Here is a 25,505-nt window from a genome sequence, read left to right on the forward strand (position 1 = left end):
TTCACTTCTGTTCGTTGCCCCAGCCCGCGGCCAGTGCAGCCAGCTCGTCCGGGGACAGGCCCGAGGCGGTCATCGGTTCGTGGCGGGTGTCGGCCGCGACGGCCTGACCCGCCTTGGCATCCACAGCAGCGGCCAACTCGGCCAGCACCGGATGCTCGAACACCATCCGTGCGGTCAGCGGCACACCGGTGTCACGGGCCCGTGCCGCCAGCTGCACGGCCAGGATGCTGTCACCGCCCAGGGTGAAGAAATCGTCGTTGCGACCGAATTCCTCCACCGCCAGAAGGTCGTTCAACATGGCCGCCAGCGTCCGTTCGGTGTCGGTGCGGGCCGGCTCGCTCGGCGCGGTCGAGGTGACCACCGGTCGCGGCAGTACCCCGGTCAGCGAATCGAGCACCGTGATGGGCAGCGCGGCAAGGTGTTCCGGCAGCACGGGGGTTTCCGGACCGGTCAGCACCAGGTAACCGCCCAGCACCGAACCGCCGCGGGTCTCCCAGAATCGGGTGGTCGCCGCCGCGACCCCGGGCAGCGCCTCCAGCGCCGCCTGCACCTCGTGGTCGCCGCGTTCGACGTACTCGCACGTGCCCTCGGCGGTCCAGCGGGCCCGGTCACCGGTGCGGTACAGGTGCGCGCCGCCCTCCAGCGGATTCGCCAAATACCGGAATGACGTTGCCGAATTGCTCTTTTCGGCTGCGGCGTCGATGGCACCACCGGCGTAGTAGACATCACCGATGACACCGACGGGGACGGGCGCCAGCCATTCGTCGAGCAGGTACACCCGGTCGGCGCCGGCGGTCTGCGGCAGGCCGGTCAGTGGCGCGGTGGCGGCACTGAAATCGGTGATCGGCTGATCGCCGCCGGCGATGGTGATATCGCGCAGGGTGGCACCGGGATCCTCGGCGAACGCCTCGATGACCCGGTGCAGCCAGCTCACCAACCGTCCGGCGGTGTCCGGGCGGTACAGCTCGGTGCGGTAGATGACCGTGCCCGCATAACCCGCCGGGCTGCCGTCGGGTGCCGTCTCGGCGAAGAAATTCAGCGAGAGGTCGGCGTGCGCCACGTCGAAGGTCGGTTCCAGTGCCGTGAAACGGGTTTCCCCATCGGGTCCGGAGGCGATGACCCGGTCGGCGGGAAGCTCCTCACGAACATGCACGACCACACCGAACAGCGGGTTGCGTGACAGCGACCGCACCGGGGCGACGGCCTCGACGACCCGGTCGAACGGCAGATCCTGGTGCGCGTACGCGCCCAACGCCATCTCGCGGGCCCGCCGCAGCACCTCACGGACGGTCGGATTGCCGTCGAGGTTGTTGCGCAGCACCAGGATGTTGATGAAGAACCCGATCAGCCCGTCCAATTCGGGCTCGGTGCGCCCGGCCACCGGTGTGCCCAGTGGAATGTCGGTGCCCTCACCGGCCTTGTGCAGCGCGACCGCGACGGCGGCCTGCAACAGCATGAATTCGGTGATACCCAGTTCGCGGGTCAGCTCGGCCAGCTTGGCCCGGGTGTCGGTGTCGATGCTGAACGCCCACGCATCGCCTTCACCGTCCGGTACCGGCGGGCGCGGGAAGTCCGGCCGCAGTCCGTTCTCCTCGGGCAGACCCGACAGCTGCGATACCCAGTACTCGCGCTGTGCCTCGATGCTCGGGGTGCCGCCCCCGAGCAGTTCGGCCTGCCAGGCCGCGTAGTCGGCGTACTGCACCGGCAGCGGCTCGAACTCGGGTGCCGCACCGGCGACCCGGGCCCGATAGGCGGTCAGGATATCGGTGAACAGCACACCGGCCGACCAGTGATCGGCGGCGATGTGGTGCACCACCAGCGACAGCACATGCTGTTCTTCGGCGGTGCCCGATTTCGTACTCAGCACGGCGGCGCGGATCGGCCAGTCGTTCTCCAGATCGAAGCAGTACCGGCGTTCGGCGGTCAGCTCGGTCTGCAGCCACTCCTCGCCCTCGCCGCGGGCCCGGCGCACCGGGATCTCGGCGACCGGATTGATGATCTGATACGGCGCACCGTCGATCTCACGGTAGGTGGTGCGCAAGATTTCATGCCGAGCCACCACATCGTTGACCGCGGCGACGAAGGCGGCGGGATCGTTGGGGCCGGAGAGCCGCGCGGCGAACGGGATGTTGTTCACCGGGTTCGGGCCGTCGATGCGGAACTGGAACCACTGGCGCAGCTGCGCCGCGGACATCTGCAACGGACCGTCGTGGCTGATCGTCACCACCGGCGGCCGGTCCGACCGGCCGCCCGCCGCCGCGATGGCGTCGATATGGACGGCGATCGCGGTGACGGTGGCGAGTTCGAAGATCTCCTGCACCCCGATATCCACCCGGCTTTGCGAGCGGATCGCAGCGACCAGCTTGGTGGCCAGCAGCGAGTGCCCCCCGAACTCGAAGAACGAGTCGTCGGCACCCACCTGCTCACGACCGAGCAGGTCACCGAACAGGCCGGCGATCTGACGCTCGGTGTCGGTGGTGGGCTCGCGGTACTCGGTGGCCACCGAGATCTCCGGCTCCGGCAACGCCTTTCGGTCGATCTTGCCGTGCGCGGTGATCGGGATCTCGTCGATCTCGACATAGCCGGCCGGGATCATGTACTCCGGCAGCGCCGCGGCCACCCGGGCCCGGATGCGGTCGACCTCGACGGTGCCACCGTCGGCAGCCGGGGTCACATACGCCACCAGGCTCTTGCCCAGGCCGGCCACATCGGCGGCGATGACGACGGCCTGGCCGACCGACGGGTCGACCGAGATCGCGGCCGCGACCTCGCCGAGTTCGATCCGGAAGCCCCGGATCTTGACCTGCTCGTCGGCGCGGCCGACGAATTCGATATCACCGTCGGCGTTACGGCGGGCCAGGTCGCCGGATCGGTACATGCGCGCACCGGGGTTGAACGGGTCGGCCACGAAGCGTTCCGCCGTCAGGCCCCAGCGCCGGTGGTAGCCGTTCGCGACATGTGTTCCGCCGATGTAGATCTCACCGATGACACCGACCGGCACCGGCTGCAGGAAATCGTCGAGCAGGTGGATGGTGGTGTTGATCTTCGGGGTGCCGATCGGCACGATGCGGGAGCCCTGTTTGCCCTCGACCTTGAAGCGCGAGCAGTTGATCACCGTCTCGGTGGGCCCGTAGAAGTTGTGCAGCAACGAGTCGAACATCGCGTGGAACTTGTCGGCGACCTCGCCGGGCAGGGCCTCACCACCGATCGGGACGCGCTGCAGGGTGCGCCATTCGTTGACCCCGGGCAGCGACAGGAACAGCCCCAGCAGCGAGGGCACGAAGTGCATCGAGGTGACACCCTCGTTGCGCAGCAGGTCGGTCAGGTACCCGATATCGGTCAGGCCGTCCGGCTTCGGGATCACCAGGCGCGCACCGGCGGCCAGCATCCCGAAGATCTCGCCGATCGACACGTCGAATCCCTGCGAGGCCACCTGCAGCAGCCGGTCGGCCTCGGTGACCTGATATTCGTCACCGAACCAGGCAAAGTACTCCGCGATCGGGCGGTGCGGCACCGGTACACCCTTGGGCAGACCCGTCGACCCCGAGGTGTAGATCAGGTACGCGGTGTTCTCCGGACGCAGCGGGCGCACCCGGTCGGCATCGGTCGGATTGTCGGTGCGGTGGCCGTCCAGGTCGGCGGGCAGTTCCCGCAGCACGGCTTTCGGATCCGAATCGGACAGGATGTAGTTCAGCCGGTCCTCGGGGTACTCGGGGTCGATCGGCAGGTAGATCGCGCCGGCCTTGACGATGCCCAGCGCGCAGATCACCAGCGCCGGGCCCTTGTTCATCAGCACCGCGACGCGGTCCTCGGCCCCGATGCCGTGGGCGATCAGCCAGTGCGCCAACCGGTTCGCGGTCTCGTTGATCTCGCGGTAGCTGTAATGGCGGCCCTCGTAGACCACGGCGGTGTTGTCGGGGGTCTCGGCGACCTGATCCTCCACCGCCGCGGTGAGTGTCATCGGCGCGAACTCGAAATCTTCGCCGGTAGACACCGCGCGCAGCCACTCGGCGTCCTTGGGCGACAACACATCCAACCCGGCCAGCGCGCGATCCGGTGCGGCCAGCGCACCCTCGAGCAGCACGGCGAACGAGTCCAGCATCCGGGCGGCCAGGTCGGCCCCGATCACCTCGGTCAGGTGCTCGGCCTCGACGGTCACCGCACCGTTCTCGCCGTCCCACTCGACCATGAATCCCAGCGGCAACTGGGTGACGTGACCGCGTAGCTCGCCGCGCTCGCACCGCACACCGTCGGGGCTGAAGCCGCCGCCATCCGGTTCGCGGAAGCCGAAGCTGATCCGTGTCATGCGTTCGGCGCCGTGGCGCCGGTCCGGGTTGATCTCGCGGACCACCCGGTCCAGGTTGATGCGCTGATGGGCGAACGCGCCCAGCGCGGTGTCGCGGGTGGCCGCCACCAGATCGCGGAAGCCGTTGCGGGGCTGCGGCCGCAGCCGCATGACGACGGTGTTGCCGTAGTAGCCCAGCGCCTCGTCGGAGCCACGGTTGAGCACCGGGGTGGCGACCAGGAAGTCGTCGGTGTGGGTGTAGCGGTAGATCAGCGCGCCGAACGCGGCCAGCAGCACCATGTACGGCGTCGAGCCGGTCTCGCGGGCCAGGTCGGTGACCTTCACGACGGTGTCCGGCGCCAGGGTCAGGGTGGTGCGCTGAGAGCGGAACGCGGTGGGCACTGCCGACCCGGTCGGGCCCGGAAGTTCCAGCGGCTCGGGCGGATCGGCCATCACCTGGCGCCAATGCGCCAGATCCTCGTCACCGGTGTCGGCAGGCAGCACCGGTGCGGCGGGTGTGGGGCCCAGCGCGGCGCCGCCGTAGGCCTGGGTCAGATCATCGAAGAAGATCCGCCAGCAGCCGTCGTCCCAGGCGATGTGGTGGGCGACCAGCAGCATCATGTGCTCGTCGGCGGCGAGGCGCACCAGCGTGATGCGCAGCGGCGAATCGGTGCTCAGGTCGAAGGCGGTGCCGAACTCGCGTTGGGCCAGCACCTCCAGGCGTAACCCGCGGGCGCGTTCGGACATCTCGGACAGGTCGTGCAAGGCCCACGCCGGCTCCAGGTTCGCGTGCAGGGTTTCCTGGGGTTCGCCGTTCTCGTCGGCGGCATAGGTGGTGCGCAGCAACGGGTGCCGCTGTGCGACGGCCCGCAGTGCGGTGTGCAGCCGCTCGGCGTCCAGCGGACCGGTCAGCCGGTAGGACAGGCTGATGTTGAGCAGCACACCAGTCGGATCGAAGGCCTGCACGAACCACATCCGGCGCTGGCCGTCCGACAGCCCGGTCTGGCCACCGGGTTCGGCCAGCGTGGCAGCCAGCCCCCTTTCGGCGAGCTTGCGTCGCATCAGTTCGAGGCGGGGATTGGCCTCCTGGGGCGAGCGCAGCGACGGGATAGATGACGTGTCAGTCACGCGAAAGTGCCTTCTTTTCAGTGTGTTCCATGTGCTCGATGACCTCGGCGACGGTCGCGCCGCCGAGGATCGTGGCCAGCGGCACGTTGGCGCCGGTGGCCTTCTTGAGCTTCTTGCGTAGGTCGAGCGCCAACAGTGAGTCGACACCCAGATCGAGCAGCGACGCCGACGGCTCGGGTGCGATGTCGGCGGGGGTGTTCAACACCGCCGCCAGCGCCACCCGCAGCACATCGGCCGCATCGAGTCCCTCCAGTGCGGGTTCGGTCCCGCTCGGCGCGGCCGGTTCGGCCGTTTCGGCCCGACCGAGGAACTGGTCCAGCCGGGTGGTGTCCGCGGTGAAGATCACCGGGTCACCGGTGTGCTCGCGCAGGCAGGCGTCGATGGCACGCTCGGGCACCATCGGGCGCAGTCCCACCCGTTCGACGCGGCCGACCTCGTCGGCATCGATGATGCCGTCACCCGGCCACAGGCCCCAGCGCACCGCGGTGCACTGCCTGCCGTCGGCCCGCAGCTGCGCGGCCAGCACGTCGGTGAGCCGGTTGGCCGCGGCATAGGCGGTGTGCCCGGCACCGCCCCACAGCCCGGACACCGAAGAGCACAGGATGATTCGGACGTCGTCGCGCAGCGGCCAGGTCCGCGCCATGTTGGCCAGGCCGGTGACCTTGGCCGCCACGGTATCGGTGAAGCTGTCCGCGGTGACGTCGCGGTGCCCGGCGATACGCGCCACCCCGGCCGCATGGATGACCAATGATGCTCCCCCGCCGCCGAATTCGGCGGCGATCGCGGCCAGTGCGGCGTCATCGGTGATATCGCAGCGCGGTGCCGCCACCTCGACGCCCGGGATCTGCAGGTGCTGCGGATCCACCGGGCCACGACCGAGCAGCACGATGCGCCGTGCGCCGTGCGCGGCCAGGTAGGCCAGGAACTGTGTTCCCACGGCTCCGGAACCACCGGTGATGACGACCTCGTCGAAGGTCGACGCCGGCCACCGCGGAGCGCGCGGCCCGGCGTCGACGCAGGCGTGCCGGAACGGCGCCGGACCCGAATCGGTGTCGCGCACCGCGATCTCGGCCACCGCACCCTGCAGTATCGCGGCCGCCATCGACGCGGTCGCGTCGTCCGGTTGCCCGGACGGCAGGTCCAGGTGGCCGAACTCGTGGTCGGGATGTTCGAGTCCGATGCTGCGGTGCATGGCCGCCAGCGCCGCCTGGGCGGGCAGCGGTCCGGGTTCGGTATCACGCACCTGCTCACCACCGACGGTGACCAGCCAGACGTCGCGGGTCGACGGGCCGATGGCCTCGGGGTAGCGCAGCAGTCCGGTCTCGATCCGTGCGGTGAGGTCCGCACCGGCGCCGGCGGCGTCGAGTTGGTCGGTGACCGGTGCCAGCACCACCAGCAGGTCCGCCTCGCCCGGTTCGGTGATCGCCAGCCGGGTGTGCAGCGCGGCAACGAGTTCCGGGGCGGCACCCAGGTCCACCACGGCGGCGCGACGGCCCGTCGCTTGGCGTACGGTGGCGGGTTCCCAGGCCTCGGTCAGTACCTTCAGACCCGGCACCGGGGGCAGCGGGTCCGGTGCGGCCCAATAGTGTGCCGAGCGCATCGGGGCGAACGGGAAGTCCGGCAGCAGTGCCACGTCCGGTGCCTCCCACCGGCGGCCCCGGTCGGACAGCCACACCGCGGCCGCATTGGCCGACAGCCGGTCCACGAGTGGTTCATCGCGCCGTCCCGATCCGACGACCAGCGGTTGCGCCGCCGATTCCAGCCCGTCGAGTACATCACCCATCGCGAACAACAACGCCGGATGCGCCGACATCTCGACAAAGGTGTCCGCACCGGCGGTCACCGCCGCTGCCACCGCCTGATCGAACCGGACGGTGCTGCGCAGGTTGGTGTACCAGTACTCGGCGAAATCGGTTCCCGCAGGCACCGGCTGGGCGGTGGCCGAACCGATGAACTGCACCGCGGTGCCGTCGAATGTGCCTTCGGGGAGCAGATTTTCGAGGTCGGCACGCAGCGGGTCCAGTTTGGTGGTGTGCGCAGGGAACCACATCTCGATCTCGCGGGCGAACCCGCCGGCCTCGGCAACCCGGGCGACCACGGCCGCAACCGCATCGGTGTCGCCGGAGACGGCGACCGAGGAAGCCGAGTTGACCACCGACAGTTCCAGCCAACCCGGTGTGGCGTCGATCTCGGCCTGCGCCCGCTCGGGGCTCATGCCGAGCACCGCCACCCGGTAGGGACCGGTCAGCCGGTCCAGCAGCGTCGCGCGGGCCGCCACGATGCCCACCGCATCGGCCAGCGTGATGGCGCCGGCGATATAGGCCGCACCGATCTCGCCGAGACTGTGCCCCACCGTGATATCCGGTGTCACACCGAATGATTGCCAGACCCTGGCCAGCGCGACACCGTGGACAAATTGTGCGCCCTGGATCTGAACCTGGGTGAAGTCGTTGGTCTGCGCTGCCGGGTCGGCCATCAGATAGGCCAGCGGCGAGGCGAATCCAGCCGCGTCGAAGACTGCCACACACCGGTCGACCTCGGCGGCGTAGACCGGTAGTGCGGTGTAGGCCTCGACTCCCATCGACGGCCATTGGCTGCCCTGCCCCGGGAACACGAAACAGATTCGCCGGTCGCCACTCTGCTCGGAGCGGGTGACCAACCGATGGTCGTCACCGGACGCCAAGGCCTGCAGGGCGGCGGTCAACTCGGACCGGTCGGCGGCTCGGATCAGCGCACGGTACTTGCGCATCCGCCGGGTGCGCAGCACCGTGGCAGCCACCCGCGACACCTCGGTCACGGCGGGGCGGCGGCTCAGATGGTCGAGGATCGCGGTGGCGTCGGCGCCGATCAGTTCCTCGGCGTGCGCGCTCAGCAGCACCGCAGTCCGGCCGTCCGGCAGTGGTGGCGACGTGCTCACGCGGCCTCCCCCTGCTCGGGCATCTTCACGATGACATGGGTGTTGGTGCCGCTCATCCCGAACGCCGATACCGCAGCGACCCGTGCACCGTCACGGGCCGGCCACTCGGTCACATTGTCGGCCAGACGCAAACCCTGTGCACCCCAGTTGATTTCGCGGCTGGCATGCTCGCTGTGCAGGCTCGGGGGCACCGCGCCGCGTTGCGCCGCGATGATCACCTTGGCCAGCCCCAGCGCCCCGGCGGCGGCCTGGGTGTGGCCGACATTGGACTTCACCGACCCCAGCAGTGCACCGGTTCCGGGTTCGGCGGTGGCCCCGTAGGTCTTGGCCAGCGCCCGCAGTTCGGTGCGATCACCCAGTCGGGTGGCGGTGCCGTGGCCCTCGATCATGCCGACATCCTCGGGACGGACCCCGGCCCCCGCCATGGTCCGGGCGAACAGGCGTTCCTGGGCCGCCCCGCTGGGCGCGGTCAGACCGATGGTTCGGCCGTCCTGGTTGACCCCGCTCGCGAGGACCTCGGCCAACACCCGCCTGCCGTCGCGCAATGCCGCCGATCGCCGCTGCAGGACGAACAACCCGGCGCCCTCGGCCCAGACGGTGCCACTGGCCCCGGTGCTGTACGGCCGGCAGTGCCCGTCATCGGAAAGCGCGTGCTGCTTGGAGAACTCGACGAAGTAACCCGGAGTTCCCATCACGCAGACCCCACCGGTGATCGCCATCTCGCAGTCACCGTTGGCGATGGCACCGGCGGCGGTGTGCAGTGCGGCCAGCGCCGAGGAACACGAGGTGTCCACGGTCAGCGCGGGTCCGGCCAGATCCAGGGTGTAGGCGATCCGTCCGGAGATGACGCCGAGCGAGGTACCGGTGATGAGATGTCCGCTGTGGCTGGAGTATTCAGACAGTTGCGGGCCGTACTCCAGCGCCGAGGCACCGATATAACAACCGACGTCCGCACCGGCCAGGTCGTCGGGATTGATCCCGCTGTGTTCCAGGGCCCGCCACGCCAGCCGCAGTGCGACCCGCTGCTGCGGATCCATGGCGGTCGCCTCCCGCGGCGAGATCCCGAAGAAGGCGGGGTCGAACGTCGCTGCATCGGTGAGGAACCCACCGAGATCGTGGATCTCCTTGAAACCGTCGCGCCGCGATCCGTCCAGCAGGTCGGCGATCGACCAGCCGCGGTCGTCGGGGAACGGGCCGAGCGCCTCCCGGCGTCCGGCCAGAAGGTCCCAGTAGCTGTCTGTCGAGTCGACGCCGCCGGGCGCCTCCAGAGCCATCCCGACGATCACTACCGGATCGGTGTTCTCAGAGCGCATGCACAAGCTCCGCCACATCCGCGGTGTGGTCGTTGATGTAGAAGTGGCCGCCGTCGAACATCGATACCGTGAACGCACCATTGGTGTGGGTTTCCCACTGCCGCAACATGTTCTCGTCGATACGGTGGTCGCTCTCACCGCCGAGGGTGTGGATATCGGCACCGATGCGGATATCGTCACCACAGGCGTACCGGTTGAACGCCGCATAGTCGGCCCGCACCGCCATCAGCAACAGCTCGACAAAATCGTCATCGGCCAGCAGTTGCGGGTCGGTACCGCCGAGATCGACCATCTCGGCCAGGATCTCGGTCTGCGCCATCGGCAGGTCCGGTGCCGTCGCCACCGTCGAGGGTGCCTCACTGGCCGATACCCACAGCGCGCTGATCGGCACACCGTGCTTCTCGGCGACGCGGGCGAACTCGAATGCGACCACCGCACCCATGCAGTGGCCGAAGAGTCGCAGCGGGCCCAGCCCAGCCCAGTCGCCGCCGTCGAACAGGTCGGCAGCGAGATCGCCCACGGTCGACGGTGCGGGGTGGGTCAGCCGGTCACCGCGCTGCGGGTACTGCATGACATAGGCATCAGCACCGGCGACGGCCAACGCGGTACCGAAGTTGCGGTAGGCCAGTGCCGCGCCCCCGGCGTGCGGGAAGACCAGCGTCGGCTGACCTGCTCCGGGGTAGCGCTTGATCCAGGGCTTGAACGTCACGACTGACCCGCGGTGTGCAGCTGCGATTCGACGTCTGCCTCGTCCATGTCGGCGACCTCCAGGTACAGCTCGGCGACCAGCTCGAGGCGCTGGACGTCGGCTTCCCGTTCGGTCAGCCGCTCGGCGAGCGCCGCGACGGTGCGGGTGGCGAAGACGTCGGGAACCATGATGGTCGGAGTATCCAGCCAGTCGCGTACATGCGCCACCACCTGGGTGGCCATCACCGAGTCACCGCCGAGTGCGAAGAAATCGTCGTCGATACCGACATCGTCGCGGCCCAGCAGTTCGGCCATGATGCGCGCCACCGCCTTCTGCAGTGCGGTCGACGGCGCCCGGTAGCCGCGCTCGGCGGGCAGGTCGGCCTCGGACAGCAGCAGGGTCACCGCCTTGCGGTCGATCTTGCCGCCGACGGTGAACGGGATCCGGTCGCCGACCACGATGAGCTGCGGAATCATATGGTCGGGCACCAGCTCGACCAGCGCCGCGGTCACCGCGGCGGCGTCCATGCCGGGTTCGTCGACACGGACCAGTGCGCCGAGCACATCGCGGGAACCGGCGGTCACGACAGCGGCGACCGCGGCACCCACCCCGGGTACCCGCGCCAACGCGGCCTCGACCTCGCCGAGTTCGATGCGATAGCCGCTGATCTTCACCCGGTGATCGGTGCGACCGATGAACTCCAGGGTGCCGTCGGGCCAGTAGCGGGCCAGATCACCGGTCCGGTACCAGGTCCGGCCGTCGTACTCGACGAACTTCTCGGCGGTCAGGTCCGGTCGCCCGCGGTAACCCGACGCGATACCGCGACCGGTGAACCACAGTTCACCGGGCACCCAGTCCGGGCAATCCTCCCCTGCCGGGCTGACAACCCGGCACGCGTTGTTGGCGAACGGCACACCGTAGGGCACCGAGGCGGCGCTCGCCGGGATCCCCAGATCATCGCCGGCGTCGGGGCCGATCTCGAAGATGGTGCCGTGCACGGCGGTCTCCGTCGCGCCACCCAGACCGGCAAACCGCATCTGCGGGGCCCGTTTGCGCAGGGCCCGTACCATGTCGGGGCGCACCCAGTCGCCACCGGCGAGCACCACCCGCAGCGAGGACAGATCCCCCGGTACCTCGGTCAGCATCTCCAGCCAGCCCGGGATGAAGTTCACCACCGACACGCGGTGCGTCTCGATCAGGCGCGCCCAGGTGTCGGGATCACGACGCTGATCCTCGTCGACCATCACGATCGCCCCGCCGACGCGCAGGGTTCCGAACACATCGGGCACCGACATGTCCGATTCCAGGTGCGACAGCGCCAAGGCGCGGGCATCCGATCCGATGTCGAAATGCCGGTAGAGGAACTCCAGGGTGTTCATCACGGTGTCGTGGGACAGCTCCACACCTTTGGGTTCGCCGGTGGAGCCGGAGGTGAACAGCACATATGCCAGATCCTCCGGCGTACCGGCCACGGCACGGAAATCCGTTGTGGCGCTTTGTGCCTCACCGACATGCAGGAAGTCGATGCCGGCTTCACCGACCACGGCCGGGGTGTCGGTTCCGGTGATCAGCGCGAACTTCACGCCCGCGGTCGCCAGGATGCGGGTGGCCCGGTCGACGGGCTGATCGATCCCGATCGGCAGATAGGCCGCACCGGCGGTCAGGATGCCCAGCAGCGCGGGAATCTGCTCGGCGCCCTTGGGGCCCAGCACGGCGACGACGTCACCGCGGCCCACCCCGCGCGCCTGCACGGCACCGGCAACCGCCAGCACCCGGCCGCGCAGCTCGCCGTAGCTGAGTTCGCCGGCGCCGGAGATGACGGCGACGGCATCCGGGGTGGCCTCGGCATTGCGGAAGAAGCCGTCGACCAGGTTGTCCCCGCTGGGCGGGGCGGTCGTCGCGTTGACGGCCGCGCGCACGTTGCGCGACGCCTCGCTGAGTGCCGGCGGATCCACGGCATCCCAGGCCGCGTCATCGTCGGCCAGTCGCTGCAGTTCGGCGACCTCATAGGCGAACATCGCCTCGGGAACCCCGGGCGGGAAGGCCTCGACGCGGACGTCCCAGTTGATCATCAGCCCGTTGGCCAGCGGGGTGGCCTGCGCGTCGATGAGCACCTGCGGTCCCTGCGAGATGGTCCAGACCGGTTCACCGAACTGGTCGGTGACGTCCCCGGCGAACAGGTCGCCCAGACCCAGCGCGCTGGTGTAGACGATGGTCGCCAGGGTCTGGGTGCCGCGGTGCCGGCTCATATCGCGCAGCACGCTCAGCCCGGACACCGAGGAATGCGCGGCCGTGCTGTGCAGCACCTCCTGCACGGCGCGGGCTCGCGAGGCCGCGGAGTTGGTTTCGGCCAGATCGATATCGAGCATCAGCGAGGAGGTGAAGCAGCCCACCAACTTGTCGACATCGGGGTGATAGGGCTCACGTCCGAACATCGGCAGGTTGAGCAGGAAGCGGGAGTCGCTCGACCAACGGGCCAGCGCGTTGGCGTAGGCGGCCGCGACGGCCATCGCCGGTGTGACTCCCCGGCGGTGGGCCGCGGCGAACAGCGCATCGCGGGTCGGCACGTCGAAGATGTGCCACAACCGGACGTTGCGCAGCGGATTGGCCTGCTCGGCACGCGGAACCAATGGCAGCGCAGGCGGTTCCGGCAGATCGGGGATTCGTTCGGCCCACCACTGTCGGTCGGTCTCCGACGGCGGCGGGGTGAGGGCGGTGAGCCGGTTGCGGTACTCGCGGTAGGTGTATTGCAGGTCGGGCAACTCGGCGCCGCGGTAGAACGCCGCCAGGTCGGCCATGAAGTTGCGGTAGCTGACCGCGTCGGCGGCCTGCATGTCCATATCCACGTGCAGCCGGGTACGACCGTCTGCCAACAGCGACAACGAGATCTGCAACACCTCGTCGTCCATCAGCTGATGGGATTTGTCGTCGCGGATCTGCTCCAACCGCTGCTCGGCGTCTGCCGCGTCGCGCAGGTCGTACACGGCGACCGGCAATCCCCGATCGCTGATCCGCTGGGTTCCGTCGGGCAGAATCTCCTGCCGCAGCATCGGGTGACGCGCAACAAGTTTGGTGGCGGCACGCTGGAGCCGCTCGGGATCGACTCCGGCACCGTCGAATTCGACATAGAGGTGGGCGGCCACGCCGCCGAGTTCCTGCTCGCCGTGCCGGCCCACCCACATCGCATGGGCGATGGGCGCCAACGAGAACGGGGCGTCGGGATCATCGCCGATGGACTCGAGAACCGCGTCGTCCGTTGCGGCCGGCGCGGGCGCATGCTCGGCCACCAGCGCCTGCCACGCCGCGACGGTGGGCTCGGCCGCCAGTGCCGCGAAGCCGACCTCGATGCCCTGTTTGCGCCAGCGGCCCGACAGCGACATCATCCGGATCGAGTCGAGACCGGAGGCGATGAGGTCAGCGTTCGGGTCCAGCGAATCTGCACCGATCCCGAGCAGTTCGGCCACCTCGGCCCGAACAGTTTCTGATGTCGTCGCAGCGACGGCCACGCTATTCCTCCGAAGATTTAGTACAGGCTGCCCTAACTGGAGTGAGGCTACCCTATATTCGTATTGGCAACGCACCTACCCAGAGGGACGGTTTTTCCAGCATGAGCACGGTTTTTCCGCAGGAACACGACGATTTGACCGAGGGTTTCGTCACGTTCCCGGCCGATCGCGCCGCCACCTACCGGCAGGCCGGGTATTGGACCGGTTTGCCGCTGGATTCCATTCTCAGCAACGGTGCCTCGAAATGGCCCGATTCGACCGCGATCATCGATTCGCAGCGCGGTTATACCTTCGCCGAACTGGACGCCGTCGCCGACCGGGTTGCCGTCCGATTGACCGCGCTGGGCCTGCGTCGCGGTGACCGGGTCCTGCTCCAGTTACTCAACACCACCCAGTTCGCCGTGGCGTTCTTCGGCCTGCTGCGCGCGGGCGTCGTACCGGTGATGTGCCTGTCGGGCCACCGCGCCGCCGAACTGAGCCACTTCGCCGCCGTCAGTGGCGCCGTCGGCCTGGTAATCCCGGACACCGCAGGCAGTTTCGACTTCCGCGAGATGGCCGCCCAATTGCAGGCCGAGCATCCCGCGCTGCGCCACGTGATCGTCGACGGCGATCCAGGACCGTATCTCGCGTGGTCTTCGCTGACCGAACCGGGCGAGGTCGGCACCCCGGCACCCCGGGCAGACTTCGACCCGAGCCGCCCGGCGCTGCTGCTGGTCTCCGGCGGCACCACCGGCCTGCCCAAACTGATCGCCCGCACCCACGACGACTACGTCTACACCGCGACGGCATCAGCGCAGGCGTACTCGATGACCAGCGAGGACGCCTACCTGGTCGCCCTGCCCGCCGGGCACAACTTCCCGCTGGGCTGCCCCGGCCTGCTCGGTGCGATGACGGTCGGTGCGCCCACGGTGTTCACCACCGATCCCAGCCCGGAGAACGCTTTCGCCCTGATCGACAAGCACAAGGTGACGGTGACCGGCCTGGTCAACGCCCTGGCCAAGGTCTGGTCGCAGGCGTGCGACTGGGAGCCGGTACTGCCCACCTCGCTGCGGGTGGTCCAGGTCGGCGGATCGCGGATGACGGCCGAGGAGGCCGAGTTCATCCTGGACAACCTGACCCCGGGCTTGAGCCAGATCTTCGGTATGGCCGAGGGCATGCTGAACTTCACCCGGCCCGGCGATCCGGTCGAGGTGCTGTTGCACACCCAGGGTCGGCCGATGTCCCCGCATGACGAGATGCGCGTCGTCGATGAGCACGGCACCGACGTCGCCCCCGGCACCGAAGGCGAACTGCTGGTACGCGGCCCGAACACCATCAACGGCTACTACCGGGCCGAAGAGGCCAATGCCCGCTCGTTCAGCCCGGACGGTTTCTACCGTTCCGGGGACCGGGTCCGCATCTTCACCGACGGCCCGAAGGCCGGTTACGTCGAGGTGACCGGCCGCATCAAGGATGTCATCCACCGCGGCGGCGAGACGGTCTCGGCGTCGGACCTGGAGGAACACCTGTTTTCCCACCCGGGCATCTACGCCGCGGCGGCGGTGGCCATGCCCGATGAGTATCTGGGTGAAAAGATTTGCGCCGCAGTCGTTTTCTCCGGTAAGCCGATCACGCTGGCCGAGCTCAACGCCTTCCTCGACGAGCGCGGGGTCTCGGCGCACACCAAACCCGACATGCTGGCGGCGCTGCCGACATTGCCCAAGACCGCGGTCGGCAAGGTGGACAAGAAGCAGATCATCGAACAGCTGAGGTCCTCGTGACCGGTAATACATTCGTCCACTTGAATTTCCATCCACGGGTGTGCCAGGGGGCACACCACGTAGCCCTCCGTGCACAGTCGTCACGTGCCACGATCGGTGTCAATGCAAATGACGTGAAGAGGATCCGCACCCGTGACGCATAACCAGGAACCCACCCTGGAGCCGATCGCCATCGTCGGTATCGGATGCCGGCTGGCCGGTGATGTCAACACTCCGGCAGAGTTCTGGCGGTTCCTGCTCGACGGTGCCAGCGCGGTGAGCGAGGTGCCCGCCGATCGTTGGGAACCGTATCTGCGCCGCGACCCGCGCAACGCCGCCATCCTGAAGGACACCACATCCTGGGGCAGCTTCCTGTCCGACCTGCCGGGCTTCGACGCCGAGTTCTTCGGTGTGTCCCCGCGCGAAGCTGAACTGATGGACCCGCAGCAGCGCCTCGCCCTGGAGGTCAGCTGGGAGGCCCTCGAGCATGCCGGGGTGCCGCCGCGGTCGCTGGCCGGCACCGACACCGCCGTGCTGATGGGCGTCAACTCCGATGACTACGGCAAGCTCGTCATGGAGGATCTGCCGGGTATCGAGGCCTGGACCGGTATCGGCACCGCGCTGTGCGGTATCGCCAACCGGGTGTCACATCTGCTCGACCTGCGCGGCCCCAGCGTCGCCCTGGACGCGGCCTGCGCCGCATCGCTGGTCGCGGTGCATCAGGCCTGCCAACTGCTGCGCGCCGGGGAGACCTCGCTGGCGCTGGCCGGTGGGGTCAGTGCCCTCATCGGACCCGGACTGACCCGGGTGCTCGACGTCGCCGGTGCCACGGCGCCGGACGGTCGGTGCAAATCCTTCGACGAATCCGCCGACGGCTACGGCCGCGGCGAGGGTGCCGCCGTGGTGGTGCTCAAGCGACTGTCCGACGCCCAGCGCGACAACGATCGGGTGCTGGCGATCGTGCGCGGCGGCGCGGTGGCTCAGGACGGTAAGACCGTCGGGATCATGTCCCCCAACGGCGCCGCCCAGGAAGAGATGTTCCGGCGGACCTGCACGGCCTCGGGAATCGACCCGGCGACCATCGACTACGTCGAGGCGCACGGCACCGGCACCCCGACCGGGGATCCGGTCGAGCTGACCGCCTTGTCGGCGGTCTACGGCGCCGCCCGCCCGGCAGATGCGCCGTGTCTGGTGGGCTCGGTCAAACCGAACACCGGGCACCTGGAGGGCGGGGCCGGTGTGGTGGGCCTGGTGAAGGCCGCGCTGGCCCTGCACCACGAGGCGGTGCCGCCGACCGCCGGTGTACGCACCCCGACCACCGCGGTCGACTGGACCACCAACGGCCTCCGGGTCAACACCGAGACGCAGGCCTGGCCCCGCACCGAGCACCCGCGCCGGGCCGCGGTGTGCAGCTACGGATATGGCGGCACCATCGCCCACGTCCTACTTGAGGAGGCACCCGCACCGGTCGCCGAGCCCGACTGGGAAACCCCTGCGCTGCAAGTCATTCCGGTATCGGGGCGCTCGACGAAGCGACGCTCGGCCAACGCCTCGGCGCTGGCCGACCATCTGCGTTCTGCCCATGACACGCTGCCCGAGATCGCCGGCACGCTGTGGTCGCGGCGCTCGCACGAACCGGTGCGCGCCGCACTGGTCGTCGAGGACCACAAGGAACTGATCGTCGGGCTGGACGCTCTGGCGGCCGACGAACGCAACTCCTCGGTGGCGACCGGATCGGTGCTACCCGGCGCCGAGCACGGCGCGGTCTGGGTGTGCTCCGGGCACGGCTCGCACTGGGTCGGGATGGGTGCCGAACTGCTGCGTGACGAGCCGGCCTTCGCCGCCGTCATCGATGCGATCGAACCGGTATTCGCCGCCGAACTCGGGTTCTCGGCCCGTCAGGCGCTGTCCAGCGGTGAGCACGGCGGCACCGATCAGGTCCAGGCGCTCACCTTCGCGATGCAGGTCGGCCTGGCCGCGGTGCTGCGTTCCCGCGGCGCCTCACCGGCCGCGGTCATCGGTCATTCGGTCGGCGAGGTGGCCGCATGTGTCATCGCCGGTGTCTTCGATCTTCTCGGCGGCGCCCGGGTCGCCTGCTACCGGGCCCGCGGGTTCCGCGCGGTGCAGGGTCAGGGCGCGATGGCACTGGCGGCATTGTCCTTCGCCGACGCCGAGGCGCGGTTGCTTGCGTACCCCGATGTGGTGGCCGCCATCAGCGCCTCACCCGAGTCGACGGTCATCTCCGGGACCGTCGACGGGGTCCGCCAGGTGGTCGAGGACTGGACCGCGCTGGGCATCGTCACCCGCCAGGTCAACACCGATGTCGCCTTCCACAGCCCCGCGATGGACGCGCTGACCCCGGAGCTGGCCCGGCTCACCGCGATGTTGGATCCGCAGCCGCCGACGATTCCGCTCTACAGCACCGCACTGGCCGATCCGCGTTCGCAGGCGGTCCGCGGTCCGGACTACTGGGTGGCCAACCTGCGCGGCCGGGTCCGGTTCGCAGAGGCCGTCACCGCCGCATTCGAGGACGGCCACCGGTTGTTCCTGGAGGTCGCCGCGCATCCGGTGGTATCGCACTCCATTGTCGATACCTTGTCGCACAACGGGATCGAGGATTTCGGTGTGCTTCCGGTGCACCGGCGCAATATGCCGGAGGTCCGCTCGGTCAGCACCGCGATCGCCGCGTTGCACTGCCACGGCGCGCCGGTCGCGTTGGCGCCGGCGCACAGTCGGTGGGCCCGGGAACTGCCGGGCAATCAGTGGCAGCACCGGCACTTCTGGCGCACGCCGGCCACCCCGCCCGGCGGCGGTGGTGTGCACGACCGAGACAGCAACACACTGCTCGGCGGCCGCCTGGAGGTCACCGCGGCGGTGCCCGCCAAGGTGTGGCAGACCCAGGTGGACATGGACACCCGGCCCTACCCGGGTGATCACCCGGTGCAGGACACCGAGATCATTCCGGCGGCGGTGCTGATCAACACGTTCTTGACCGCGGCGGGCGGCGATATCGCGGATATCCGGTTGCGTACCCCGGTCGCGCCGGGCCGGGCCCGCGATATCCAGGTGGTCCTGCAGGACGGTGCGCTGACACTGGCCTCCCGCATCTCCGACGACGAATCCGGCACCGACAACTGGCTGACCCACTGCACAGCCGGAACCGCCGACCCGGTCGCGCTGCCCGCCGATCTCGACGTGGCGGCCGTGCGGGACCGGTGCGGTGAGTTGCTGCCCGCCGGCCACGTCGTGGACACGCTGGCCGGTCTCGGTGTGGCCGCGATGGGCTTTCCGTGGGAGGTGACCGAATTGCGCTGCGGTGACGGCGAGATGCTGGCCGTCGTACGCGCCGAGCCCGACGGGACGGCCCCGGCGACCTGGGCAGGGTTGCTGGACGCCGCGACTTCGGCCGCCTCGATCTGTTTCGAGAGCCCGCTGCGGTTGCGGATGCCGGCCCGAATCGATCGGGTTCAGTTGCGCGGCAATCCGATATCGACGGCCGTCTTACACATCCGGGGTGGCGCCGGCACGGTCGCCGATGTGACGATCGCGGAGCCGACAGGCGCCGTCGTCGGCGCGATCGGTGGGATGTACTTCGACGAACTGGAGAACCCGGGCGGTAACGACATCACCCGGATGGTGCAGCAACTGGCCTGGCATCCCACCGCCTGGCAGTCCGATGCTCGACCGTCGCAGGTGGTTCTGGTGGGCGGCGACGCCCACACGTTGGCCTGGTGCATGCGCGATCTGGCGGCCGCCGATGTGGCACACCGGATCTGCCGGTCGGCCGAGGAGATCCCGGCCACCCTCGGCGCGGGTGCGGTGGTGCTGGTGCTGCCGCAGGCCGACGCCACCCCGCTGGACACCGTGCTTGCGGTACACGACACCCTGACCAATCTGGTGGAACGTGCTGTGCCGGCGCAGCTCTGGGCACTGACCCGGGGTGTGTACGAGGGCAGCGAGATCGGCGACTCACCGCTGTGGGGGTTGTCGCGGATCGCCGCCGCCGAGCATCCCGGGCTGTGGGGCGGGGTCATCGACGTCGCCGACGACAATCTGCCGATCGGGGTGCTCGCGTCGCTGAGCGGCCACGGTGTGGTGGTGGTCCGCGACGATATCGCGCTGACCGCACGGTTGACCCATGCCGAATCCAATCGTGCTGCGGCACTGACCTGTTCGCCCGGCGGGACATATCTGATCACCGGTGGCACCGGCGCGCTCGGAGCGCGGATGGCCACCCGGTTGGCCGACGTGGGAGCGCGGCGCATCGTGCTGCTGTCCCGGCGCGGGGCCGGCGAACGGGCATCGTGGGATAACGACCGGGAACCGGCGCGCACCATCGGAGCGTTGGAGGAACGCGGGGTCACGGTGCGTGTCGCGGCCGTCGACATCGCCGCGGCGGCGGCCGCCGAGGAGCTGCGCGCCGCACTGGCCGATCTGCCCCCGGTACGCGGGGTTGTGCACGCCGCGGGTGTGGAGGCCGGTGCGCTGCTGACCGCGACCAGCGCCGAGGATTTCGCCGCCGCGATGCATCCCAAGGTGGACGGCACACTCACCCTGCACGAGGTCTTCCCACCCGGCGAGCTGGACTGGTTGGTGCTGTTCTCGTCGTGCGGTTACCTCGCCGGATTCCCCGGTCAGGGTGCCTACGCCTGCGCGAACAGTTTCCTGGACGCGTTCGCCCAGCATCGCCGCAGCCTGGGTGACCGGACCACGGCGGTGGCCTGGACCGCGTGGCGTGGCCTCGGGATGGGCTCGACGTCCAGTTTCGTCGCCGCCCAACTCGGCGCGCTGGGTATGGGCACCGTCGGCGCCGACGACGCGATGCGCGCCCTCGACCTGGCGATGCGGGCCGACCAGCCGCATGTGGTGGTGTTGCCGGTGAATGCGGACGCGGCGTCGGTGCCGATGCTCGCCGATATCGCACCGGCCGATACCGAGGACACCGCGGCCGCGGGTGCTGTCCAGGTCGGCCGCGATGGCGTCGAGACCGCCGTATGGGTGGCCGAACTGGTGGTCGCGACAGTCGCCGCCGAACTCGGCCTGGCCGAGGACGGGGTCGACCCGCGGTTGCCGCTGGCCGAGATCGGGGTCGACTCGATCATGACCGTCGCGCTGCGCAAACAGCTGGAACGCAAGACCGGCCTGGCCCTGCCGCCGACCCTGCTGTGGGAGCACCCGACCGCCGCGGCGGTGACCACCCGGATCGTGGAACTGCTGACGCCCGAGGATGATTCGGTCGATCACGGCACCGAGGTCGGGGCCGGCTGCCCCTGACGCCACCCCGGCGATTTGCGCACATTCTGTAACGCCGAGCGTCACCGAATGTGCGCAAATCGCTCGCTAGGCGAGCAGGTCGCGGATCACCGCATCGGCGAGCAACCGGCCGCGGTCGGTGAGCACCAGGCGGTCATCGGTCACCGTGAGCAGTCCGTCGGCGACGGCGGTGTCGGCGCGGGCCCGCTCGGCACCGGTCAGCACGTGTGTCGGCAACCCGCTGCGCAACCGCAGGCGCAACATCACGTCCTCGAAGTGGCGGGCCTGCTCATCGAGCTCCTCGGAGTCCGCGACCGGCAGCTCGCGCTGCGCCAACTTCTGCGCATATGCCTTGGGGTGCTTGATATTCCACCACCGGGTCGAGTCGAGGAAGCCGTGTGCGCCCGGTCCGGCGCCCCACCAGTGCCCACCGTCCCAGTAGCCCAGGTTGTGTCGACATTCCCCGCCGGGTGCGCTCCAGTTGGACACCTCGTACCACCGCAGACCGGCCGCCGACAGCGCCGCGTCGAGCAGTTCGTAGCGGTCGGCCAGCACATCGTCATCCGGCATCGGCAGCTCGCCGCGGCGCACCTTACGGGCCAGCGCGGTGCCGTCCTCGACGATCAGCGCATACGCCGACAGGTGGTCGATCCCGGCATCGAGTGCGGTCTCGACGGACAGCTTGAGATCGTCATCGGTCTCCCCCGGTGTTCCGTAGATCAGATCGAGGTTGACGTGTTCGAACCCCTCGGCGCGCGCCTCCCGGGCGGCCGCCGGGGCCCGGCCGGCCGAATGCACCCGGTCGAGCACCTTGAGCACATGCGGGGCCGCCGACTGCATACCGAGCGAGATCCGCGTGTAACCGGCCTCGCGCAACTGCGCGAACAGCGCCGGTGAGCTGGACTCCGGGTTCGCCTCGGTGGTGACCTCGGCGCCCGGCGCAAGGTCGAAGTTATCCCGTACGGCGGCCAGCACGTCGGCCAGCCCCCGGCCGCCCAGCAGGGTCGGGGTGCCGCCGCCGACGAACACCGTCTCGACCGGCCGCGGCCCCACCCGCTGTGTGGCCAGTTCCAGTTCGACCCGCACCGCGGTCAGCCAGCCGTCCGGGGTGGCATCCCCGAGCTCGGCCGGGGTGTAGGTGTTGAAGTCGCAGTACCCGCACCGGGTCGCGCAGAACGGCACATGGACGTAGATGCCGAACGGGCCGGCGGAGTCCAGGTGCGTGCTCATGGGAGACGATTGTCCCAGAGCCGGTTTTGCTCACCGTGATCCCAAATCTGGCCCGGTTAGGGCAGGTGGCGGCCGTCGTGGCAGAATGGCCGACGTGACCGCCGCCGTTGACAGCACCACCCGCATTGCGCTGGTGGTCCGGCGGCATGTCGACCTCAAGCGCATCTGTAGCTGTTGTTGTCTGCCCTGACCTGCGTCGATATCGGAATCAGCCAGCCCCAAAAATGAGGCGGCCGCCGGATCTGCGCCGCCGGCCAGCCCCCGGCGATCGCGCGATCTCCTGAGCCGCTCCCCCGACAAGGAGCCCCGACAACATGACCGAAACCGTCAACAAGCCGGCCAAGCCCGTCAAGCGCCCCCGCGGCGAAGGCCAGTGGGCACTCGGTTACCGCGAGCCGCTCAACGCCAATGAGCAGGCCAAGAAGGACGACAATCCGCTCAATGTGCGCCAGCGCATCGAGAACATCTACGCCCCGGGTGGCTTCGATAGCATCGACAAGGGTGACCTGCGCGGCCGTTTCCGCTGGTGGGGTCTGTACACCCAGCGCAAGCCCGGCTACGACGGCACCTGGACCGGTGACGAGAACACCGACATGCTCGAGGACTCGTACTTCATGCTGCGGGTGCGCAGCGACGGCGGCAATCTGACCACCGCCGCGCTGCGCACGCTAGGGACGATTTCGACCGAATTTGCCAGGGACACCGCCGACCTGTCCGACCGCCAGAACGTCCAGTACCACTGGATCGAGGTCGAGAACATGCCGGAGATCTGGCGTCGCCTCGACGAGGTCGGTCTGCAGACCACCGAGGCCTGCGGCGACTGCCCGCGCATCGTGCTCGGCTCCCCGCTGGCCGGTGAGCACCCCGACGAGGTGATCGACGGCACCCCCGCGGTCAACGAGATCGTCAAGCGTTATATCGGCAAGCCCGAGTACTCCAACCTGCCCCGCAAGTTCAAGACCGCCATCTCGGGCCTGCAGGATGTTGTGCACGAGGTCAACGATGTCGCGTTCATCGGGGTGAACCACCCCGAGCACGGTCCCGGGTTCGACCTGTGGGTCGGCGGCGGCCTGTCGACGAATCCGATGCTGGCCCAGCGGGTCGGTGTCTGGGTTCCGCTCGACGAGGTGCCCGACGTCTGGGAAGCGGTCGTCTCGACGTTCCGGGACTACGGCTACCGCCGACTGCGCGCCAAGGCCCGGCTGAAATTCCTGATCAAGGACTGGGGCGTCGAAAAATTCCGCGAAGTTCTGGAGACGGAGTACCTCAAGCGTCCGATGCTCGACGGTGTGGCGCCGGTGCCGGTGCCGCGTCCCATCGACCACGTCGGTGTGACGAAGCTCAAAAGCGGTCTCAATGCCGTCGGTGTCGCCCCGATCGCCGGTCGGGTGTCGGGCACCATCCTGACCAAGGTCGCCGAGCTGGCCGAGGCGGCGGGCTCCAACCGGGTCCGCTTCACCCCATATCAGAAGCTGATCATCCTCGACGTCCCCGATGACAAGCTCGAGGAGCTGCGCGCCGGCCTGGACGAACTCGGCCTCCCGTCGGCGCCGTCGCACTGGCGCAAGAACCTGATGGCCTGCACCGGCATCGAGTTCTGCAAGCTCTCCTTCGCCGAGACCCGCAGCCGCTCACAGGTGCTGGTGCCCGAGCTGGAGAAGCGCCTCGAGGACATCAACGCCCAGCTCGATGTCCCCATCACCATCCACATCAATGGCTGCCCCAACTCGTGCGCCCGCATCCAGATCGCCGATATCGGTTTCAAGGGTCAGATGATCGACGACGGTAACGGCCCCGAGGAGGGTTTCCAGGTGCATCTGGGCGGCAGCCTGGGCCTGGACAGCGGTTTCGGCCGCAAGTTGCGCCAGCACAAGGTGCTCTCCAGCGAGCTCGGCGACTACATCGAGCGGGTCGTTCGCAATTTCGTGAAACAACGCGAGGACGGCGAGCGTTTCGCTCAGTGGGCGGTACGCGCCGACGATGCTGACTTGAGGTGATGTGTGTGACGACGATGGAAGCGGATCTGCAGAAGCTGGCCGAACGCGGCGCGACGGAGATGGCCGATGCCAGCGCCGAGGAACTGCTGCGCTGGACCGACGAGCACTTCGGCGGTGCCGAAAGTGGATCCCGTGGAAGCAACTACATCGTGGCCTCGAACATGCAGGACGCGGTGCTGGTCGAGATGGCCGCCAAGGTCCGGCCCGGCGTGGATGTGCTGTTCCTGGACACCGGCTATCACTTCGTCGAGACCATCGGGACCCGCGACGCCGTCGAGGCCGTGTATGACGTCCACGTGGTGAACGTGCATCCGGAGGACAGCGTCGCCCGTCAGGACGAGCTGCACGGTAAGGACCTGTTCGCCCGCGATGCGGCGGCCTGCTGCCGGATGCGCAAGGTCGAACCGCTGGGCAAGGCGCTCAAGGGCTACTCGGCGTGGGTGACCGGAATCCGCCGGGTGGAGGCCCCGACCCGGGCTAACGCCCCGCTGATCAGCTGGGATGCCGCATTCGGCCTGGTGAAGATCAACCCGATCGCCGCGTGGAGCGACGAGGAGATGCAGGCCTACATCGACGCCAACGGCATCCTGGTCAATCCGCTGGTCTACGAGGGCTACCCGTCCATCGGGTGTGCGCCGTGCACCAGCAAGCCGGCCGAGGGCGCCGATCCGCGCAGCGGACGCTGGGCCGGGCAGGCGAAGACCGAATGCGGTCTGCACGCCTCGTGAGCATCCGGTGAGCGCGCCGGTGCTGGTGCTCACCGCACACGGCAGCGCCGATCCGCGTTCGGCGGCGACCGTGCACGCGGTGGCCGACACCGTCCGCCGGTTGCGTCCGGATCTGGAGGTGGCTCCGGCGTTCTGCGAGCAGAACTCCCCCAACCTGGTCGACGTGCTGCGCGCGGTCGGTGACCGCGCGGTGGTGACCCCGCTGCTGCTGGCCGACGCCTACCACGCACGCGTCGACATACCGGCCATGATCGCCGACAGCGGAGTCAGCGCCCCGCAGGCCGATGTCCTGGGCGAGGACGATCAACTGCTGGCCGTGCTGCGCAGACGTATCGCCGAAGTCGGTGTGTCGGCGCAGGATTCGGATGTCGGGGTGATCGTGGCCGCGGTCGGGTCATCGCGCGCGAAGGCCAATGCCCGCACCGCCACGGTGGCGGCCACACTCTCGGTCGGCACCGGGTGGGCCGGAGCGACCACCGCGTTCGCCACCGTGCCCGAACCGTCACTCCCGCAGGCGGTCCGGCGACTGCAGTTGCGCGGGGCGCGGCGGATCGTCATCGCACCGTGGTTCCTGGCGCACGGCAGGATCACCGACCGGGTCGCCGGTTTTGCTGCATCCCATCGCATTCCGATGGCGGCACCACTGGGGTCGCACCGGCTGGTCGCCGAGACCGTGCTGGACCGTTTCGACGCGGTCAGGGCGCGGCGCGCCGCCGCCTGA

General features: G+C 69.0%; 12 protein-coding genes. 6 read left to right on the forward strand and 6 right to left on the reverse strand.

Annotated elements, in window-relative coordinates; all coding sequences use genetic code 11:
- Position 1: 1 nt before the first annotated feature.
- From ACLBYA_RS12765 to ACLBYA_RS12785, 5 genes are read right to left on the reverse strand one after another with little or no spacing between them, the layout of a single operon-like run.
- Positions 2–5,413, reverse strand: coding sequence for an amino acid adenylation domain-containing protein (locus tag ACLBYA_RS12765; protein WP_447709776.1), 5,412 nt, complete (start codon positions 5,411–5,413; stop codon positions 2–4).
- Positions 5,406–8,330: a mycobactin polyketide synthase MbtD gene (gene mbtD, locus ACLBYA_RS12770; protein WP_447709777.1), complete on the reverse strand. Its 2,925-nt coding sequence runs from the start codon at positions 8,328–8,330 to the stop codon at positions 5,406–5,408. Before mbtD ends, ACLBYA_RS12765 begins: the two co-directional genes overlap by 8 nt.
- Entirely contained in the window at positions 8,327–9,643 is a 1,317-nt protein-coding gene (locus ACLBYA_RS12775) for a beta-ketoacyl [acyl carrier protein] synthase domain-containing protein (protein WP_447709778.1), read from the reverse strand. Before ACLBYA_RS12775 ends, mbtD begins: the two co-directional genes overlap by 4 nt.
- The gene (locus ACLBYA_RS12780) at positions 9,633–10,352 is read right to left on the reverse strand and encodes a thioesterase II family protein (protein WP_447709779.1); all 720 of its coding nucleotides are present in this window, start codon (positions 10,350–10,352) and stop codon (positions 9,633–9,635) included. The genes ACLBYA_RS12775 and ACLBYA_RS12780 overlap by 11 nt, the downstream gene beginning before the upstream one ends.
- Positions 10,349–13,837 carry a non-ribosomal peptide synthetase gene (locus ACLBYA_RS12785; RefSeq protein WP_447709780.1) on the reverse strand — a complete coding sequence of 1,163 codons (3,489 nt, stop codon included), beginning with the start codon at positions 13,835–13,837 and terminating at the stop codon, positions 10,349–10,351. The genes ACLBYA_RS12780 and ACLBYA_RS12785 overlap by 4 nt, the downstream gene beginning before the upstream one ends.
- 101 nt (positions 13,838–13,938) lie before the next feature.
- Between ACLBYA_RS12785 and ACLBYA_RS12790 the strand changes: the two genes are divergently transcribed.
- Together ACLBYA_RS12790 and ACLBYA_RS12795 are read left to right on the forward strand one after the other, a co-directional pair.
- The gene (locus ACLBYA_RS12790) at positions 13,939–15,597 is read left to right on the forward strand and encodes a (2,3-dihydroxybenzoyl)adenylate synthase (RefSeq protein WP_447709781.1); all 1,659 of its coding nucleotides are present in this window, start codon (positions 13,939–13,941) and stop codon (positions 15,595–15,597) included.
- Between the two features lie 132 nt (positions 15,598–15,729).
- Positions 15,730–20,850 (forward strand): type I polyketide synthase, encoded by a 5,121-nt coding sequence (locus ACLBYA_RS12795; RefSeq protein WP_447709782.1) that lies wholly within the window; start codon positions 15,730–15,732, stop codon positions 20,848–20,850.
- A gap of 66 nt (positions 20,851–20,916) precedes the next feature.
- Here ACLBYA_RS12795 and hemW read toward each other — a convergent pair whose 3' ends face one another.
- Entirely contained in the window at positions 20,917–22,059 is a 1,143-nt protein-coding gene (gene hemW / locus ACLBYA_RS12800) for a radical SAM family heme chaperone HemW (RefSeq protein ID WP_447709783.1), read from the reverse strand.
- A 94-nt stretch (positions 22,060–22,153) separates the two neighbouring features.
- Here hemW and ACLBYA_RS12805 point away from each other — a divergent pair, with 94 nt between their 5' ends.
- The 4 genes from ACLBYA_RS12805 (at position 22,154) to ACLBYA_RS12820 (ending at position 25,505) form a co-directional block, all read left to right on the forward strand.
- Complete coding sequence (locus ACLBYA_RS12805) at positions 22,154–22,249, forward strand: Ms4527A family Cys-rich leader peptide (RefSeq protein WP_447709784.1); 96 nt, start codon at positions 22,154–22,156, stop codon at positions 22,247–22,249.
- Between the two features lie 124 nt (positions 22,250–22,373).
- The gene (locus ACLBYA_RS12810) at positions 22,374–24,056 is read left to right on the forward strand and encodes a nitrite/sulfite reductase (protein ID WP_447709785.1); all 1,683 of its coding nucleotides are present in this window, start codon (positions 22,374–22,376) and stop codon (positions 24,054–24,056) included.
- The gene (locus ACLBYA_RS12815) at positions 24,056–24,784 is read left to right on the forward strand and encodes a phosphoadenylyl-sulfate reductase (RefSeq protein ID WP_447709786.1); all 729 of its coding nucleotides are present in this window, start codon (positions 24,056–24,058) and stop codon (positions 24,782–24,784) included. Before ACLBYA_RS12810 ends, ACLBYA_RS12815 begins: the two co-directional genes overlap by 1 nt.
- 7 nt (positions 24,785–24,791) lie before the next feature.
- Positions 24,792–25,505: a sirohydrochlorin chelatase gene (locus ACLBYA_RS12820; RefSeq protein ID WP_447709787.1), complete on the forward strand. Its 714-nt coding sequence runs from the start codon at positions 24,792–24,794 to the stop codon at positions 25,503–25,505.

The sequence above is a fragment of the Mycobacterium sp. C31M genome (assembly GCF_053345865.1).

Excerpts from the sequence above, each read along its gene's own strand:
- ACLBYA_RS12790 (WP_447709781.1), top strand. The coding sequence starts at position 13,939 with ATGAGCACGGTTTTTCCGCAGGAACACGACGATTTGACCGAGGGTTTC.
- ACLBYA_RS12815 (WP_447709786.1), top strand. The coding sequence starts at position 24,056 with ATGTGTGTGACGACGATGGAAGCGGATCTGCAGAAGCTGGCCGAACGC.
- ACLBYA_RS12775 (WP_447709778.1), bottom strand. The coding sequence starts at position 9,643 with ATGCGCTCTGAGAACACCGATCCGGTAGTGATCGTCGGGATGGCTCTG.
- ACLBYA_RS12810 (WP_447709785.1), top strand. The coding sequence starts at position 22,374 with ATGACCGAAACCGTCAACAAGCCGGCCAAGCCCGTCAAGCGCCCCCGC.
- hemW (WP_447709783.1), bottom strand. The coding sequence starts at position 22,059 with ATGAGCACGCACCTGGACTCCGCCGGCCCGTTCGGCATCTACGTCCAT.